General features: G+C 49.6%; 10 protein-coding genes and 1 tRNA gene. 4 read left to right on the top strand and 7 right to left on the bottom strand.

Annotated elements, in window-relative coordinates:
* Positions 1-33 precede the first annotated feature (33 nt).
* The 3 genes from BUA40_RS01810 to BUA40_RS01820 all read right to left on the bottom strand — a co-directional run bounded on the left by BUA40_RS01810 (position 34) and on the right by BUA40_RS01820 (position 6,361).
* Positions 34-3,102, bottom strand: a complete 3,069-nt coding sequence (locus BUA40_RS01810; protein WP_072797663.1) for an FISUMP domain-containing protein — start codon at positions 3,100-3,102, stop codon at positions 34-36.
* Positions 3,103-3,123: 21 nt separating this feature from the next.
* Positions 3,124-6,201 (bottom strand): FISUMP domain-containing protein, encoded by a 3,078-nt coding sequence (locus tag BUA40_RS01815; RefSeq protein ID WP_072797665.1) that lies wholly within the window; start codon positions 6,199-6,201, stop codon positions 3,124-3,126.
* A gap of 84 nt (positions 6,202-6,285) precedes the next feature.
* Positions 6,286-6,361 (bottom strand) — tRNA-Asp (locus tag BUA40_RS01820).
* Positions 6,362-6,565: 204 nt separating this feature from the next.
* Here BUA40_RS01820 and BUA40_RS01825 point away from each other — a divergent pair.
* Positions 6,566-6,883, top strand: a complete 318-nt coding sequence (locus BUA40_RS01825; protein WP_072797667.1) for an STAS domain-containing protein — start codon at positions 6,566-6,568, stop codon at positions 6,881-6,883.
* Positions 6,884-7,030: 147 nt separating this feature from the next.
* Here BUA40_RS01825 and BUA40_RS01830 read toward each other — a convergent pair whose 3' ends face one another.
* The 3 genes from BUA40_RS01830 to BUA40_RS14740 all read right to left on the bottom strand — a co-directional run bounded on the left by BUA40_RS01830 (position 7,031) and on the right by BUA40_RS14740 (position 8,520).
* Positions 7,031-7,675, bottom strand: coding sequence for a thiamine pyrophosphate-dependent enzyme (locus tag BUA40_RS01830; protein WP_255369160.1), 645 nt, complete (start codon positions 7,673-7,675; stop codon positions 7,031-7,033).
* 239 nt (positions 7,676-7,914) lie between these two features.
* A complete protein-coding gene (locus BUA40_RS01835; protein ID WP_072797669.1) occupies positions 7,915-8,391 on the bottom strand; it encodes a DUF6169 family protein in 477 nt (158 codons plus the stop codon).
* Between the two features lie 6 nt (positions 8,392-8,397).
* Positions 8,398-8,520, bottom strand: a complete 123-nt coding sequence (locus tag BUA40_RS14740) for a hypothetical protein (protein WP_255369161.1) — start codon at positions 8,518-8,520, stop codon at positions 8,398-8,400.
* Between the two features lie 226 nt (positions 8,521-8,746).
* Between BUA40_RS14740 and BUA40_RS01845 the strand changes: the two genes are divergently transcribed.
* The 3 genes from BUA40_RS01845 (at position 8,747) to BUA40_RS01855 (ending at position 12,388) form a co-directional block, all read left to right on the top strand.
* A complete protein-coding gene (locus BUA40_RS01845; RefSeq protein ID WP_083585223.1) occupies positions 8,747-9,868 on the top strand; it encodes an FISUMP domain-containing protein in 1,122 nt (373 codons plus the stop codon).
* Positions 9,869-10,058: 190 nt separating this feature from the next.
* On the top strand, positions 10,059-11,231 hold the full coding sequence (locus BUA40_RS14185) for an FISUMP domain-containing protein (protein WP_083585224.1): 1,173 nt from the start codon (positions 10,059-10,061) through the stop codon (positions 11,229-11,231).
* A 212-nt stretch (positions 11,232-11,443) separates the two neighbouring features.
* Positions 11,444-12,388 carry a fibrobacter succinogenes major paralogous domain-containing protein gene (locus BUA40_RS01855; protein WP_072797679.1) on the top strand — a complete coding sequence of 315 codons (945 nt, stop codon included), beginning with the start codon at positions 11,444-11,446 and terminating at the stop codon, positions 12,386-12,388.
* 375 nt (positions 12,389-12,763) lie between these two features.
* Here BUA40_RS01855 and nifJ read toward each other — a convergent pair whose 3' ends face one another.
* The gene (gene nifJ / locus BUA40_RS01860; protein WP_072797681.1) at positions 12,764-16,333 is read right to left on the bottom strand and encodes a pyruvate:ferredoxin (flavodoxin) oxidoreductase; all 3,570 of its coding nucleotides are present in this window, start codon (positions 16,331-16,333) and stop codon (positions 12,764-12,766) included.
* Positions 16,334-16,495: the final 162 nt, after the last annotated feature.

Below are 16,495 nucleotides of genomic sequence, written 5' to 3' on the forward strand. Positions count from 1 at the left end.
CTTTTTTATGCGCGTCATAAAATGCGTAATCGTCTAGTCTTTCACGCAACGAACGCTTAGGCCTGTTGCTTTAGATAAGGAGTACGCTGAATACGATTTGGAGTCCTTCGGATCTACTTTGATATAATTGAGGGTTGGTGTAAAGTTTTGCGCCCCTTCAACTCCGTAAACGATAGCGAATGCCGAGTCGGCACTGGTGGTCGAAGAATCTCTTAGCCAGAAACCTGCCACGCGCTTCTCATACTCGAAAGAGCCGTTGACGCGGATTCCTCCGCCCCTGAATTCAAAGCCTTTGAAAATGTCCTGGGTGGTTGGAGATGATTGCCAATAATCGTTGTCTTTCAATTCTATTCTGGGCAAAATATCGTTTAGGGCGCGGTATTCGGAAATGTCGGCAGGGTGCCAGCCCGTGGGGCATGCGGCTTGGGCGGCATCCCACGTGTAGAGTCTTCCGTAGGTACCGCATTTATCTGCAGAGCCGCCGTAGCACCAGCTGTCTGTGGTGCTGTAGTTCATGTTGTCGACCATCCAAGTTTTTTCGCCCACCTTGAGAGTCCTGTATGTTTGCTGCGGTGTGCGGGTGTCGGTATAGCTCCCGTAGGTAGGCGTCCAGACGTCGTTCTTGCAGGTGTATTTGAGTCCGCTCATAGAGATTGTTTCGCTACACGGGATGCTTTTAAAATATTCTTCTTGTGTTGTGATGTCCCAAAAATGGTTCTTACAGACTCTGAAGTATTTATTGTACTGGACATACATTCCTTCTCTTTTTTGAGTACATATACCGTAAGAGTATATGACGTCTTCAAGGAGTTCCCATCTACTGTTTCCTATACACGAATAGAGACTAAAGTCGTTGAATTTGATTCTTCCGTAATCTTCTGCATTGCTGCAAGAACCGATAGAGAGGGGTTGTGTCCATTTGCCTTCGGAGCATATGTAAATGAACGAATTGGTCTTTACGACCATGCTATCATTCTCTTCGGTGCAGGGGGTGTTGAAAAGGGTGTAGTCTTGTTCCGAAATTTCGCTCCAGCCTTCCCAATAGCATCGGTAATATTTTGAGCCGGAGGCGAGCATGTCGCCGATGTTATTGTCGGTGCATATTCCGAGTTTTTTCTCTTCGGCTTTTAGCTCTCTCCATTTTCCCTTGTCGCAAATGTAGGACAGAAATATACTGTCTTGTATGCTTGCTGTGCATTTCCCTGCATCTTCTTCGAGGGTGAGCTTAACCCAACTGTATTCGCCGCTAGAAGATTGTCTGCATTGATACCCAAGAGAATCTGAGCTTGGATGCCTGATGTCATTGAGCGATTTTTCGTTGCAGTATCCATAGAGGTAGATGATTCTATCAACCTTATTCCATACGTAGTCTTCGCAGATATAATACTTTGAACTCGAGATCTTTTTTGCGCCGTTGTTTTTCTTGGTGCAGTAGGGGAACGAAGATACAGGGACTGTCAGTTTTTGCCATTGCAGGTTGTTGCAGGCGTAGGTGGCGGTATCTACGTAGACCGTGTCTTGGAGTGCCGCGGTGCATTTGCCCATAGCCTCTTCGACAGATGCCGTGCGCCAAGTTCCCTTGTCGCAAACGTATGTCGTCGTGTCCGTATGCTTGACGGTTCCTTGCGTCTTGCCGTTACAGACGCCGAGGGCGATTTCCTTTGCGTTTGCCGAAACCCAGGTTCCTCCCTTGCATATATAATCGTAGTATCCAAGATTGTAGACGGAATCGGTCTTGGTGGTGTCGCATTTACCGTAAACATCTTCGGGGTCGTAAGTCGATTTCCACTCATAGTCTTTGCAGATCAAGTAGGAATCGTTTTCGATAACAAGTTCGCCTAAGCGTTTCTTGTTGCAAAGCCCTAATCTTTTTTCCTTGTCGTTGAAGGTCAGCCAGTAACCGCTCTTACATACATAGTTGGTGCCTTCATAGTAAATGGAATCACCTGCTTTGGCATCTGTGCATTGGCCGTGAGCGTCATTAAGCGTTCTCTTGCGCCAGGAGAGCGTGTCGCAAATATAGGTGGTGTCTTTGTAGGCGATGGTATCTTTCAGGTTGGCTTTGCTGCAGTAGCCGATTCTTGCTTCGAGTTCGGTAATTTCGCGCCAATCGCCATCTTCGCAGACGTAGGGACGATTCTTGTAGTAGGTGTCACCTTCGTTTGACTTGCCACATTCGGGTTCCCTGTAGACTTCCTTGAACCATTTGCCGTAAACGCAGGTGTAGGTGCTGGAATCTTCCTTAACGAACACCTTGTTTTTCGTGTCGCAAACGCTGAGGTCGGAACCCTTCAAGACTTGGAAGGTTTCCCTGACGCAACGGACCGAGAAGTAAGAGGAATCCGTGAATTCGGATATGGGCTTTATGGTGTAGCCGTCATCGCCAATGATGTAAATCTTTGAGTCTTTGCTGGAGTTTCCTTCGCCGATGTAGTATGCTTTCTTGCCGGCGTCGGTACAAGTGGAACCGTTACATGTCCCGCCGGGTACCAGATTCAGGGCGTAGGTGCCATTGGCGCTGCCGTTCCACAGGGTGCTGGACTTGATGTATTTTAAGGATGAACCTACGTTTTCAAGGAGCGATTCCCAAGCGGTGGTGGAGGCAATCGAGAAACTGTCGGGGCATAAGGTTTCGGATTTCCATTCGCGGTAAAGGTAACCGTATTTGTCGCAATTGCCGTTTTCGACATCGTAGCACTTGCTGGTTTTCCAAGTGGGGTAGTAGTTCGCGTTTTCGGTAGTCCAAATGAAGTTGCCGACTTGGATGGTCTTGGTGTAGTTGCCTTTGTACCACACCGAGTCCAGTTTTACCGTGGCGTTCAAGTTCTTGTCGAATTCCAGATCCGGAACGACCTTGATTTCTTCACTCGAAGAAGATTCGTCGAGGTCCGGGTCAGATTCAGAAGAACAGGAGCCGGTTGCGCTAGAAGACGAGGAACCGTTGCTACTCGAGGAACTGCCCTTATAGCTTGAAGAACTGTCGTAGCTGTAAGAATCCGAAGAAAAGATTTCTTCGGTGTAGTCGGAACCGTAGCCGCTACAGCCAACAAACAGGACGGTTAAAAACAGAATGAAACTGGCGAGAATAATGGAGATCTTCATAAATTTACCTAGCCCTAAAATTTAATCATCTTTGATGCAACGAACGGAATACCCGTAGCCTTTCTCGTTTGCAAAGACATCAGGAGATTCGGGGAGAGCGTTGTACCCTTCGGTTTTAGAACCGCAGCGACTGGAAGTAGAATAGTCGGCAGGCATGCTTTCGTCTTGGAATTTCATAAAACATCCCCTATTAGTATCGTCTTCGGGGGTATCGGTCAGCCACAAGCCCGTAAGACGGTGTTCATAATCAAATGTTCCTCCCTCCGTTCTGATTCCTGCAGCCAAGATTTCAAAACCAGGGTATTTATTATTGTATCTTTCGGTCTGCCAGTTACCGTTATCGTGGTTTGAAAGGTAAATATGAAGAGAATTACTCCTTAACGAGTTGAATTCTTCGTGGCTTGGAAGATGCCAACCCTTGGGGCATGCTGTTTGGGCGGCATCCCAGGTGTAGAGCCTTCCGTATTGGGCGCAGTATCTGTCGGCGTTGTTGTAACACCAGCTGTTCTCTGTTTTATAGTTCAGGTTTTCTACCATCCAGGTTTGCGTACCTACCTTAAGGGTCTTGTAGGTGTTTTTATCGGAATCCGTCATTGAGCCATAAACCGGCGTCCATTTGTCTCCGGAGCAGGTGTATTCTTGGCCGTCAATATTAATGGTTCCACATTCGCTTTTGCTCAAGATTAAGGAAAGGTCCGGTACTCTCCACCAAGAGTATTGGCACATATAGTACTTGTCGTTCAATTTAGCGAGTTCGCCTTCGCGCGCATTGGTGCAGAAACCGAGCTGGATGGCTGCATCGTTTAGGCGAACCCAGTTGTAATATCCGCTATTGTATTTGCATATGTAAATTTTGCCCTTGTAGGCGCCGGTCTTTCCGGACTGGCCGCTATTCAAGCCACTGCAAGACGCCGTTGTATCCGTAATCGCATTGGGCGGTGTAATCCAATTGCCGTCGGAACAATAGTATTCGACGCCATCTAAAACGGAAATGATGCTGTCGCGTGAGCATTCCCCCAGGTAATACATGCTCTTGGTAATGCTTGTCCAACCGGTTGATTCGCATTGATAGTATTTAGAAGAGGTGGTTGCTTTTTCGCCAATATTCTTTTTCGAGCAATATTTGCCAATCGTTTTTTCGAGCGAAGTGGGGGTTCTCCAGGTGCCGTTGTCGCAGAGCCTGCCGACAACCATGGTATCTTGGGTCGACTCGTCGCAATCCAGGCCAAACTGTTCCTTGATGGTCATCTGAACCCACTGGTATTGGGTTCCAACCGACTTGCATATATAGCCAAGGGAATCTTTCTTCGGGTAAATCTTGTTGCCGACACTGTCGATGTTACAGGTGCCATAATTGTAGGAGAGGGAGTCGATGCTGACCCATTGATAATTGTTGCAAAGCCAGTAACTCTTGGGGGAGTTTATCTTGGCTTTTGACCCTTGATTCTTCTTTGTGCAGTACGAAAGCGAAGCGTTGGGCTTTGTCAGCCTGCTCCAGGTCAGGTTGTTGCAGACGTAGGTGTTGGAGTCCGCTGCATAGACGTATATTGTATCTTGGAGTTCTGCGGTGCATGCACCATAAGCCTCTTGCAAGGTGGCGTATCTCCATGCGTTTTTGTCGCAAATAAGCTTGTAGTTGCCCGATTTGATAAGGGTGTCCTGTTTTCTGGCGTTGCAGCGTCCGTATACAATTTCGTTGTTGGTGGCGCTACGCCAAGTGCCGCCTTCGCATACATGGTAGTAGTTCGATATAATGTAAATGGAATCGGTCTTGGTGGTGTCGCATTTGCCGATGACGTCTGCAGGATTGGTCGTCTTGCTCCATGCGTTGTTGCTGCAGATGTAGTAGTAGTTTTGTTCTGAGATGACTTCGCCGAGGCGCTTCGAGTTGCAGACGCCATACTTGTTTTCCATGCTGGTGAGCGTCTGCCAGGTGGTGCCGCGGCATATGTAGCTTACGCCGTTATGGTAAATGGAGTCGCCGGCCTTTTGTTCGTTACATTCCCCTTGGGCATCGAGAAGTGTCTGCTTTCGCCAGGTGAGGTTATCGCAAATGTAGGTGGTGTCGTTGTAGAATGCAGTTGCGTTTTGCGTGGCGCTGGTGCAGTAGCCCAGCCTGATTTCCAGTTCCTCGAGCTCACGCCATTCGCCGTCTTGGCAGACATAGGGGCGAATCTTGTAGTAGGTGCTTCCTTCGGTCGACTTGGAACATTCGGGTTCCCTGTAGACTTCCTTGAACCATTTGCCGTAGATACAGGTGTAGGTGCTGGAATCTTCCTGTACCGTCATCTTTTCCTTGGTGTCGCAGGCGCTGAGGTCGGAGCCTTTCTTGACTTGGGTCGACTGCTTGGCGCAGCGGACCGAGAAGAAAGAGGAATCACTGAACGAAGAGAGCGGCTTGGAGGTATGGCTGTCGCTGTCGATAATGAAAATCTTGGTGTCGCTTTTGCTCGTGCCTGCACCGACATAGTAGGCCTTCTTGCCGCCGTCGATGCAAGTGAATCCGTCACACATGCCGCCGGGAACCAGGTTCAGGGCGTAGGTGCCGTTGGCGGTTCCGCTCCATAGGGTGCTAGAAAGAATGTACGTATTGGAGCCTACGGCTTTAAACAGGGATTCCCATGCGGTGGCGGTTGCAATGGAGAAACTGTCGGGGCAGAGGGTGGCGGCGTCCCACTGAAGGTAGAGGTAACCGTATTTTTCGCAGTTCTCGTCTTGAACGTCGTAACATTTGCTGGTTCTCCAGGTGGGGTATTCCTTGGCGTTTTCGGTGAGCCAGATGTAGCTGCCGATCTGGATGGTCTTGGCGTAGCTGCCTTTGTACCACACGGAGTCCAGTTTAACCGTGGCATTCAAGTTCTTGTCGTATTCGAGGTTGGGAATAAAGATGGATTCCGAGCTGGAGGAATAGTAAGAAGAACTGTACGCGCTGGAATAAGCGGAGCTGGAAGAGCCACTCTTGTAACTGGAGGAGTAGAAGAAACTGAAGGAATCAGAGGAATATTCTTCTGGGGTGTATTCTGAGCCGTAGCCGCTACAGCCAATAAATATGGCGTTCAAAATCAGTACAGCACTGGCAATGACGATTGTTAACCGCATATATCCTCCTAAGCACAATGTAAATTATAGAAAATATTTGGAGGATATAACTAAAAAGCCTCTCTTTTAGAGAGGCTTTTTTAGCGGGATAGACGAGGCTTGAACTCGCAACCTCCGGCGTGACAGGCCGGTGCTCTAACCAAAATTGAGCTACCACCCCAGTGGTTTTTCGTTTGGTCAGTTTCCTAACCGAACGAGCCAAATATAAAAAGAAACCAGACGACTGTCAAGGGATATTGGCGAAAAAACTTGATTTTTAATAAAAAAATGCAGTGCGAATAATCACACTAGGGGTCAGTACGCCTTGAAATCATTATAATGATTACCTAATATTGTGTTGGTGTTTTTTTAAGAGGTGTTTGTTATGTTTGGACATCCAAAATTTGGTGTCGAAGTTTCTGAAAATAACGGTACTTTGACTCTTTCATTACATGGTGTAATCGAATCTACTACAGCGGATGCTTTTGAAGCCGAAATGGCTTCGGCTTGTTCTAAAAGCAAGAATCTCATAGCTGATTTCGCTAATGTCAATTTTATTTCGTCTGCCGGTCTGCGTGTGCTTTTATCTTCCCAGAAGAAGATGATTGCCGAGAAAGGTAAAATGACGCTCATCAACTTGCAGCAGGGTGTTCGCGAAATTCTGGAAATGACCGGCTTTATAACCATGCTGAACATTGCTTAACGATAAATTAATCTTGCACCTCTTGGTGCTGAAAATTTGAAAAACAAAACACCCCGCCACTCATCGTGACGGGGCGTTTTAATTTACCTAAAAGGCCGTAAGGCCGACCTCATCGCTCAAAGCGACGAAGTCGCGACCTCATACCTCTTACAGGCTAATCAGCCCTTCGGTATCCTTAGACATGGCGTCGTAGAATGCGTAGCGGGCGTCCACTTCCTTCTGGAGGTCGTCGGCGAGCTTCTTGGCCACTTCCGGATTGTTACGGGTGAGCTGCTTGTAGCGGTTTTCGGTGTAGATGTATTCTGCAACCGGGATCGTCGGCTTCTTGGAGTCGAGGATAAGCGGGGCCTTTCCTTCGGCGGCGAGAGCCGGGTTGTAGCGGAGCAGAGTCCAGTAACCGGAATCCACGGCCATCTTCTGGTGCTGAAGCTGGCTGTTGAGATCGAAACCATGGTTGATGCAGGGGCAGTAGCAGATGATTAGGGACGGACCATTGTGTGCTTCTGCTTCCTGGAGAACCTTCAGGGCCTGAGCGTCGTTTGCACCGAGGGCGATACGGCCCACGTAAACGTTCTTGTAGCTCATGGCGATAAGGCCGAGGTCCTTCTTGCCGGCGCGCTTACCGGCGGCAGCGAAGAGGGCGACGGCGCCACGGTTCGTGGCCTTGGAAGCCTGTCCACCGGTGTTGGAGTACACTTCGGTATCGAGGACGCAGATGTTCACGTTTTCGCCCGTGGCCCTATGATGACCGTTCGCGCTAAACTCTTGTAAGACACTCCGATCGGCGCTCACTCTCGCCTCCGACGACTCGTTAAGACGAGTCGCCTACGGCTCACAGCGTGGTCGAGACCACCGTAACCGATATCTCTTGGGCGTTCCCGCACATATATGTGCGGTCGGGCTATATTTTAGGGGCTGCCGCCGTCGCTTCGCTTGCCACCAGCCTCCTAAAACCAAGCCCCGCTGTGCGGGTCTTGTCCCCAAAGGGGTCACTATCCCTAACGCGAATGCGGTTATGAAATTTTCCTTCCCTATTCGTCGGGAGTATTCGCAAGCCTGATGAACTTGTCGAACGCTTCTATTATCATTGCCGTATTACCGTAGGACTTGCGGATTATCAGGAGCGAATAGGACTCGGAACCGCTGACGGTGATTTCTCTGGGTTCTATGATAAAGTCGTCGCTGGCAAATGTGCTGAACCAGGACTTGAACAGGCGGCTTCTAGCCTTGCCCTTGTTGTCGGTCGAGGTGTCGATGAATGCGACGAGAGCGCAGTCGAACTTGTCAAAGAAGCCCTTGATTATGGAAACAATTGTGTCCCTGGTCGCAGACCCGGACAACTCGTTGGTATGGCTGCTTGAAACAATCTGGTTGTAGATGTCCACGCAATAAATCGGGAATGCAGTCCCGAAAGTGTCGGTCAGTTCGGTGAATTCGACCGAGACCCTGTTTCCTGTCTCTATCTCGAAATAGAAGACGCAGTTTTCTTCGTTTATGGGATAAAGCACGAAAAACTACTTTGCCGAAACAAAGCCCTTCAATGTGCCGTTCGCCTGAAAGTATTCCGCCTTCTTCTTTTTCTCGGCGAGAATATCCTTTATCAGTTTTTTGGCTTCTGATGGCGTAAACTGCTTCATATCTGTGTCTCCACACCACAATATACATAATTACTCGGGAGAAAGCAAGATTTGCCGTTCCCATGCCCGGTTTTCCCATATGTTTCACAGTGAGTCATATGGGGGAGTTTGGGTGGATGGGGGTGGCGTATGTTTACAGAAATTTACACTGGGGGGGGTGTCGGGGTTGAATGTGGGGTGGGGAATTATTTATTTTTAGGGGAGAGATTTAGTGTGGGGATGTCCTATGAAAAAGTTCAGCGTGTTGGTTGCCCTGTCGGTGTTCTGCCTTGGGCTGGTTGTGGGCTGCGATGATTCTTCATCGGCAAGTGATGATAACAATGAAACATCCGCTGTTGAATCGTCTTCAAGCGTAAAGGACTCTGATTCCACTGAAGAATCGTCCTCTTCGATTGATAAGAAGTCGTCGGGAAACGAAACCAAAGACAAGTCATCGAGTAGTGAGAATAAGTCTAGCAGTTCCGCAAAAGAAACAAAGAACTCATCTGATTCCAAGAGCTCCAGTTCTGTGAAAACTGATGACTCATCCAGCAGCAACAAGGATAAGTCTTCTTCAAGCGAAATGCAAAGTAGCAGTTCTTCCGTAAAACGGTCTTCTTCGTCTGTGGCTAAGTCTAGCAGTAGTGGGGAGTATGTTCCATATGCTCATACGGCGGATCTGGGACCCTTATGGTTTGATGACGTGTTTAAACAATTTGTGGACACAAGGAATAATCGGTCCTACTATTATTTAACCATTTACAACAAGGATCATTCAGATTCGTTGACTGTGTTTGCGGAAAATCTGAATATTGGTGAAATGGTTGAGTTTATAGATAGCACATCTTTTCAGTCAGACAACAAAAAAATTGAACGTTTTTGTTATGACAATGATACGACCAACTGTGACCGTTATGGGGGACTTTATCAGTGGGCGGAAATGATGGGATTTAATGACAGCTGCAATACCAAGAGTTGTGCTCATTTGATTCAAGAGGACCATCAAGGAATCTGTCCGAAAGGATGGCGCTTAATGACCTATGATGATTACAAATTTGTCGCTCAATCGGAAAATGTTATTCATAATAGCTATGAAGATATGAGAACGCAAAATGGCTTTAACGGCTATAATGCAACCGGATTCAGTCTTGTGCCAGCAGGGTATATTTGGTCAAATGGATTTAAAAATTTGCGAGAGGCAACATACTTCCATTATCCTGCAGAAAGTGTAAAATTTGATGCAAACAAGTTTTCAAGGGGAGGGTATGCAGGAATGTCAGGAGGAGGCCTTAACGAACAGAATACAAAAAAAAGATATGGTCTCTCGGTTCGCTGTGCTATGGTAACAAATAAAATCGGAAACAATTAATACGGGTAAAGGTTTCATATGTCTAAGGCAAACAATAAAAAGAACAGAATTAACAAAAAATCTACAAATAACTTCCGCATCGAGTCTCTTGAACCGAGGTTCATGATGGATTTTGCGGTATAAATTCCATATTCCATATTTCACATTGCTTGGTTTGTGGGTGGTGAAAATTTTTACAGGAGATAATGGTATGAAGTGTGTCAAGTGTCTTGGTTTCTTGTGGGTGGCGGTGCTCGCGGCATTCTTCGCCCTTTCCGCCTGCGATGACTCTTCGTCGGCTAGTTCCGACGAAACCGGTACTTCCTGTTCATCGGTAGAGTCGTCTTCTTCGAGTGTCACCCTGAGCGGAGCGTCAGCGGAGTCGAATGGGTCTAGTGACGAAAATATGGAAAAAGACAAGTCTTCCAGTAGTGTCAAGGGATCTGAGCCTGTCGAAGTATCTAGCAGTTCCGCGAAAGAAACAAAGAATTCGTCCGACTCCAAGAGTTCAAGTTCCGTGAAGTCGGGTGAATCTTCTAGCAGTAGTAAGGATAAGTCCAGTTCGTCGGAGAACTCGTCATCAAGCGAAAAGCAAAGCAGTAGTTCCTCCGAGAAACAGTCTAGTTCAAGTTCTGTCTTGCCTAAATCCAGTAGTTCCGTTTTTGAAGTTGACTCTTCCAGATTATGCACGCCTGGGTATGATTATTGTTATCGTCCTTTGGGAGCAGATAGTTTACAGGCGGGAGCGTATAAAAAATTTAAGGATACTCGCAATGGACGAGAGTATTTCTATTTGACAATAAATGGTAAAGATACAAGTGGAAAAAAGGCTTCTGTAACGGTATTTGCGGAAAATCTGAATATAGGTGAAATGGTTGACGGTTCAGAAAACCAATCGGATAACGATAAAATAGAACGTTACTGTTATAACAATGATACGACGAACTGTGTGGAGTATGGTGGGCTTTACCAGTGGGCGGAGATGATGAACCTTCCGTTCGAATGCAATAGTAAGAGCTGTGCCGACTCCATTAAGCCGAATCATCAGGGAATTTGCCCAAAGGACTGGCATCTTATGACATATAATGACTTTTATATTGTAGTTCACGCAGATGGAAATGATGCGGGTGTGAAAGGTGTTAGATCAATGGGTTTTGGCGGCCTTAACTATACAGGGTATAGTTTAATTGCCGCTGGATATAATTGGGCATATGAGTTTTCGGATCTTAATGATTACACATATTGGTTTTATCCTGAAGAATCAAAGAATTATGCACAAGAGGGGGCTGTTGCCGGGTCACAGGGAAAATCGTCTACGGGCAATTCTCGTTCCGATCAATATAAGACATATGGCTTTTCCGTTCGTTGCGCAAAAAACAAATGAAAAATAAAAGTAAGAGAACTCTTTAATCACAACATGTCAAAGGGCTTGAAATATGTCTAAAAACAACTATAAAAAGAGAATCGGTGAATTTAACTACAAGATCGAATCTTTAGAACCCCGGTTCATGATGGATTTTGCGGTATAAATTCCATATTCCATATTTCACATTGCTTGGTTTGTGGGTGGTGAAAATTTTTACAGGAGATAAAGGTATGAAGTGTGTCAAGGGTCTTGGTTTCTTGTGGGTGGCGGTGCTCGCGGCATTCTTTGCCCTTTCCGCCTGTGACGATTCTTCGTCGGCTAGTTCCGACGAAACCGGTACTTCCAGTTCATCGGTAGAGTCTTCTGATTCGAGTGTCACCCTGAGCGGAGCGTCAGCGGAGTCGAATGGGTCCAGTGACTCCAAGAACGCCGACAAGGACAAGGTAAATTGTTCAGCTCTTTTGGAAGAAACTGGTTGGAGTTGGGATGTGCCGAAAGAATGCCGCTTCAATCCCAATATTGACTATGGTTTCTTGAGCGACAGTCGCGATGGTCAAGTCTATAGGACGGTGAAAATTGGTGACCAAGTATGGATGGCGGAAAACTTGAACTTTGACCCTGGTCAGGGTGGTTCGGATGAAAATAAATATGATTGGTCTTGGTGCTACAACAATGAGCCGAAAAATTGCGATGTGGCTGGTCGTCTTTACACCTGGGCTGCGGCTATTGATTCGGTGAAACTCGCTAATGATATAGAAAAACCATGTGTTTGTGGTTTTTACAAAGAGTGCACTAACATTGAACCTATCCAAGGTATTTGTCCTAAAGGTTGGCATTTGCCAAGCAGGAGCGAGTGGGACACTTTGTTTACGACTGTTCACGGTTGGTCCACTGCTGCCGCCAAACTCAAGGCCCAGAGTGGTTGGAATGGTAATGGAAACGGCGATGACTCATTCGGATTTACCGCTATTCCTTCTGGCATCCGTACATTCTCTCAGAGATTTGACCAGGTTGGTCACTATGCATATTTTTGGAGTTCTACTGATGCCGGCGGCGCTTACTACGGTAACAGTGCATTTGGTATATACCTGATCGATTATGACAGATCAAGGTACGAAAAGCGATTCGGCAAGGATGGCGGGTACTCCATCCGTTGCGTTAAGGACTCTGACTAACCCGCCGATAAACAATCATCCCACACCACACACTACACACTCCACACTGAAATCGCGTTAGGGGGCGTCGCACCGCCACGTGGTGGCGAGACTTGCCGTGGACCCTATCGCTTCGCTCCAGGGTGACAGAGCGGCAAGGCTCGATGAGCCGACCCCGGATCAGGTCCGGGGTGACGAGAGGCGAGCAGCACCCGCCCCGGCCCCCCTTCGGCAGGCTCAGGGACCTGGCCGGGGAACGCCCAGGTCATTTCGGATTTAGAGAAAAGACTGCTTGTAATCGGTTGGCATCACAAAAAAAGACGGGTGATTGTTCATCACTCGTCTTTAAGTTTTAAAAGGAGATCCCCGCCTTCGCGGGGATGACATCCTTGCGGCTTACAGGCTGATCAACCCTTCGGTATCCTTAGACATGGCATCATAGAATGCGTAGCGGGCGTCCACTTCCTTCTGGAGGTCGTCGGCGAGCTTCTTGGCCACTTCCGGATTGTTACGGGTGAGCTGCTTGTAGCGGTTTTCGGTGTAGATGTATTCTGCAACCGGGATCGTCGGCTTCTTGGAGTCGAGGATAAGCGGGGCCTTTCCTTCGGCGGCGAGAGCCGGGTTGTAGCGGAGCAGAGTCCAGTAACCGGAATCCACGGCCATCTTCTGGTGCTGAAGCTGGCTGTTGAGATCGAAACCATGGTTGATGCAGGGGCAGTAGCAGATGATTAGGGACGGACCATTGTGTGCTTCTGCTTCCTGGAGAACCTTCAGGGCCTGAGCGTCGTTTGCACCGAGGGCGATACGGCCCACGTAAACGTTCTTGTAGCTCATGGCGATAAGGCCGAGGTCCTTCTTGCCGGCGCGCTTACCGGCGGCAGCGAAGAGGGCGACGGCGCCACGGTTCGTGGCCTTGGAAGCCTGTCCACCGGTGTTGGAGTACACTTCGGTATCGAGGACGCAGATGTTCACGTTTTCACCAGTTGCCATCACGTGGTCGAGACCACCGTAACCGATGTCGTATGCCCAACCGTCACCACCGAAGATCCACACGGACTTCTTCACGAGGTAGTCGGCGAATTCGTCGCGGAGGCTTACAGAAGCTTCGTCGGTTGCACCGGCGAGAGCAGCCTTAAGGGCGGCGACGTTTTCACGCTGGGCCTTGATGCCGGCTTCGTCGGACTGATCCTGGGTCGTGAGCTTTTCCTTGAGTTCGGCAGGAACGTTCACGGCTTCGAGAAGGCTGAGAGCCTGCTTGGCATGCTTCGTGATAGCGAGGCGCATACCGAGACCGAATTCGGCGTTGTCTTCGAAGAGGCTGTTGGCCCATGCCGGACCGCGGCCTTCCTTGTTCTTTGCCCACGGAGTGGTCGGCAGGTTACCGCCGTAAATGGAGGAGCAACCCGTAGCGTTGGCGACAACCATGCGGTCACCGAACAGCTGGCTGACGAGACGCACGTAAGCGGTTTCGCCGCAGCCTGCGCAGGAGCCGGAGAATTCGAACAGCGGTTCGAGGAGCATGGCCTGCTTGACGAGGTTCTTGTTGACCTTGGTGCGGTCGAATTCCGGGAGATCGACGAAGAAGTCCCAGCACTTGCCTTCCTGGACCTTGATGGGTTCCTGCGGCACCATGTTGATGGCCTTCTTGGTTTCGTCGGCCTTGTCCTTACCGATACAGGCCTGCGTACAAACGCCGCAACCCGTACAGTCGTAGCTGGACACGGAAATGGCGAACACCGGCTTTTCGGAACCTTCGAGCTTGAAGCCCTTGGCCGGGGTGTACTTGAAGCCTTCCGGAGCGTTCTTCACGGCAGCTTCGTCCACAACCTTCACGCGGATGGCTGCATGCGGGCAGACCATGGCGCACTTGCCGCACTGCACGCAAGCGTCCGGATTCCAGGACGGGATGTTGAGGGCGAGGTCGCGCTTTTCGTACTTGGTGGTAGCGGTCGGGAACACGCCGTCGCAAGGCATCTTGGAGACGGGGAGGAGTTCGCCGTTGCCCTTGATGATTTCTGCGGTGACTTCGTTCACGAACTTCGGAGCGTTGCCGTGGATCGGAGCGCGGAATTCCTTGGTGCTGGTGACAGTAGCAGGAACCTTGACTTCGAACAGGTTAGCAAGAGAGGCGTCGATAGCGTCCCAGTTCTTCTGGACCACTTCCATACCCTTCTTGGCGTAGGTCTTTTCGGCGTACTTCTTGATGTACTTGATGGCGGTTTCGGCATCGAGCACGTTACCGAGCTTAGAGAAGAAGCAGGTCTGCATCACGGTGTTGATGCGGCGGCCCATGCCGGTCTTTGCGGCAACGGCGTAGGCGTCGATTACATACACCTTGAGGTGCTTCTTGATGATTTCTTCCTGCACCGGACGCGGGAAGGTATCCCACACGGTGTCGGCGGAGTGCGGAGTATTCACGAGGAAGGTTGCGCCATCCTTCGCGTACTTCAGCATGTTCACGGATTCCAGGTGCGGAGTGTGGTGGCATGCCACGAAGTCGGCTTCGTTTTCGCCAATCAGGTACGGGGCGTCGATGATGCTCTTACCGAAGCGGAGGTGAGAGGTGGTCATGGAGCCGGACTTCTTGGAGTCGTAAACGAAGTAGCCCTGTGCGTAGTTGTCGGTTTCGTTACCGATAATCTTGATGGAGTTCTTGTTGGCACCCACGGTACCGTCGGAACCCAGACCGAAGAACATGGCCTGGAAGAAGTCGCTTTCCAGCTTGAAGTTCGGGTCGATGGTGAGGCTCGTGTGGCACACGTCGTCGTTGATACCGACGGTGAAACGTGCCTTCGGGTCGGCCTTGGCGAGCTCGTCGTAAATGGCCTTGACCATGGCCGGGGTGAATTCCTTGGAAGAGAGACCGTAGCGGCCGCCGATCATCTTCGGCATTGCCATCTTGCCAGCCATCACGGCTTCGCTGATTGCGGTCAGGGCGTCCTGGAAGAGCGGTTCGCCAGCGGAACCCGGTTCCTTGCAGCGGTCGAGGACGGCAATCTTCTTGACGGTCTTCGGGAGGGCTGCAACCACGGCTTCCATCGGGAACGGACGGTACAGGCGGATGTTCACGAGACCGACCTTTTCGCCCTTGGAATTGAGGTACTTGACGGTGTCACCGATGGTGCAAGTCGAAGAACCCATGGAAATGATCACGCGGTCGGCGTCGGGTGCACCGACGTAGTCCACGATGTGGTACTGGCGGCCAGTGTAGCTTGCGACCTTGTCCATGTACTTCTGGACAATTTCTGGAACCTTGGCGTAGAACGGGTTCACCGTTTCGCGGCCCTGGAAGTAGACGTCCGGGTTCTGGGCGGTACCGCGCATGGTCGGGCGGTCCGGAGTGAGGCAGCGTTCACGGCAAGCCTTCACGTACTTTTCGTCGATGACGTTACGGATAACGCCGTCTTCGAGAGCTTCGATCTTCATCACTTCGTGAGAGGTACGGAAACCGTCGAAGAAGTGCATAAACGGAACGCGGCTTTCGAGAGTGGAAGCGTGGGCCACGAGAGCGAGGTCCTGGCATTCCTGCACGCAAGAGGAGGCGAGCATGGCAAAGCCGGTCTGGCGGCAAGCCATCACGTCGGAGTGGTCACCGAAAATAGAAAGGCCCTGCATGGCAAGGGCACGGGCAGTCACATGGAAGACCGTGGGGGTCAGTTCGCCCGCAATCTTGTACATGTTCGGGATCATCAAGAGAAGACCCTGGGATGCGGTGAAGGTCGTGGTCAAAGCACCGGCCTGCAAAGCACCGTGAACGGTACCGGCAGCGCCACCTTCGGACTGCATTTCAAACACGCGGGGAACCTGTCCCCAAATATTCTTCTTGCCTGCAGCACTCCAGTTGTCGGCGTGCTCAGCCATAGGACTAGACGGTGTAATCGGGTAGATAGCCGCAACTTCGCTAACAGCAAACGCTACGCTAGCGGTGGCTTCGTTACCATCACACGCAATCATCTTTTTTGCCATGTGTGTCTCCAATTTTTAGGTTTTTTCGAAAAAATCTGATTTAAGTGCACTTTCGGCCCATTTGGAGCCAAAAGCGAAAAATCCAAGATGAAAAATATAAAGATTAAGGGGAATTGAACAAGGAATTTTTGAAAAATTGCGTAAATCTAGGGGGTGTTTTAA

The organism is Fibrobacter sp. UWT2 (genome assembly GCF_900142545.1).
In the GTDB taxonomy this organism is placed as follows: Bacteria; Fibrobacterota; Fibrobacteria; order Fibrobacterales; family Fibrobacteraceae; genus Fibrobacter.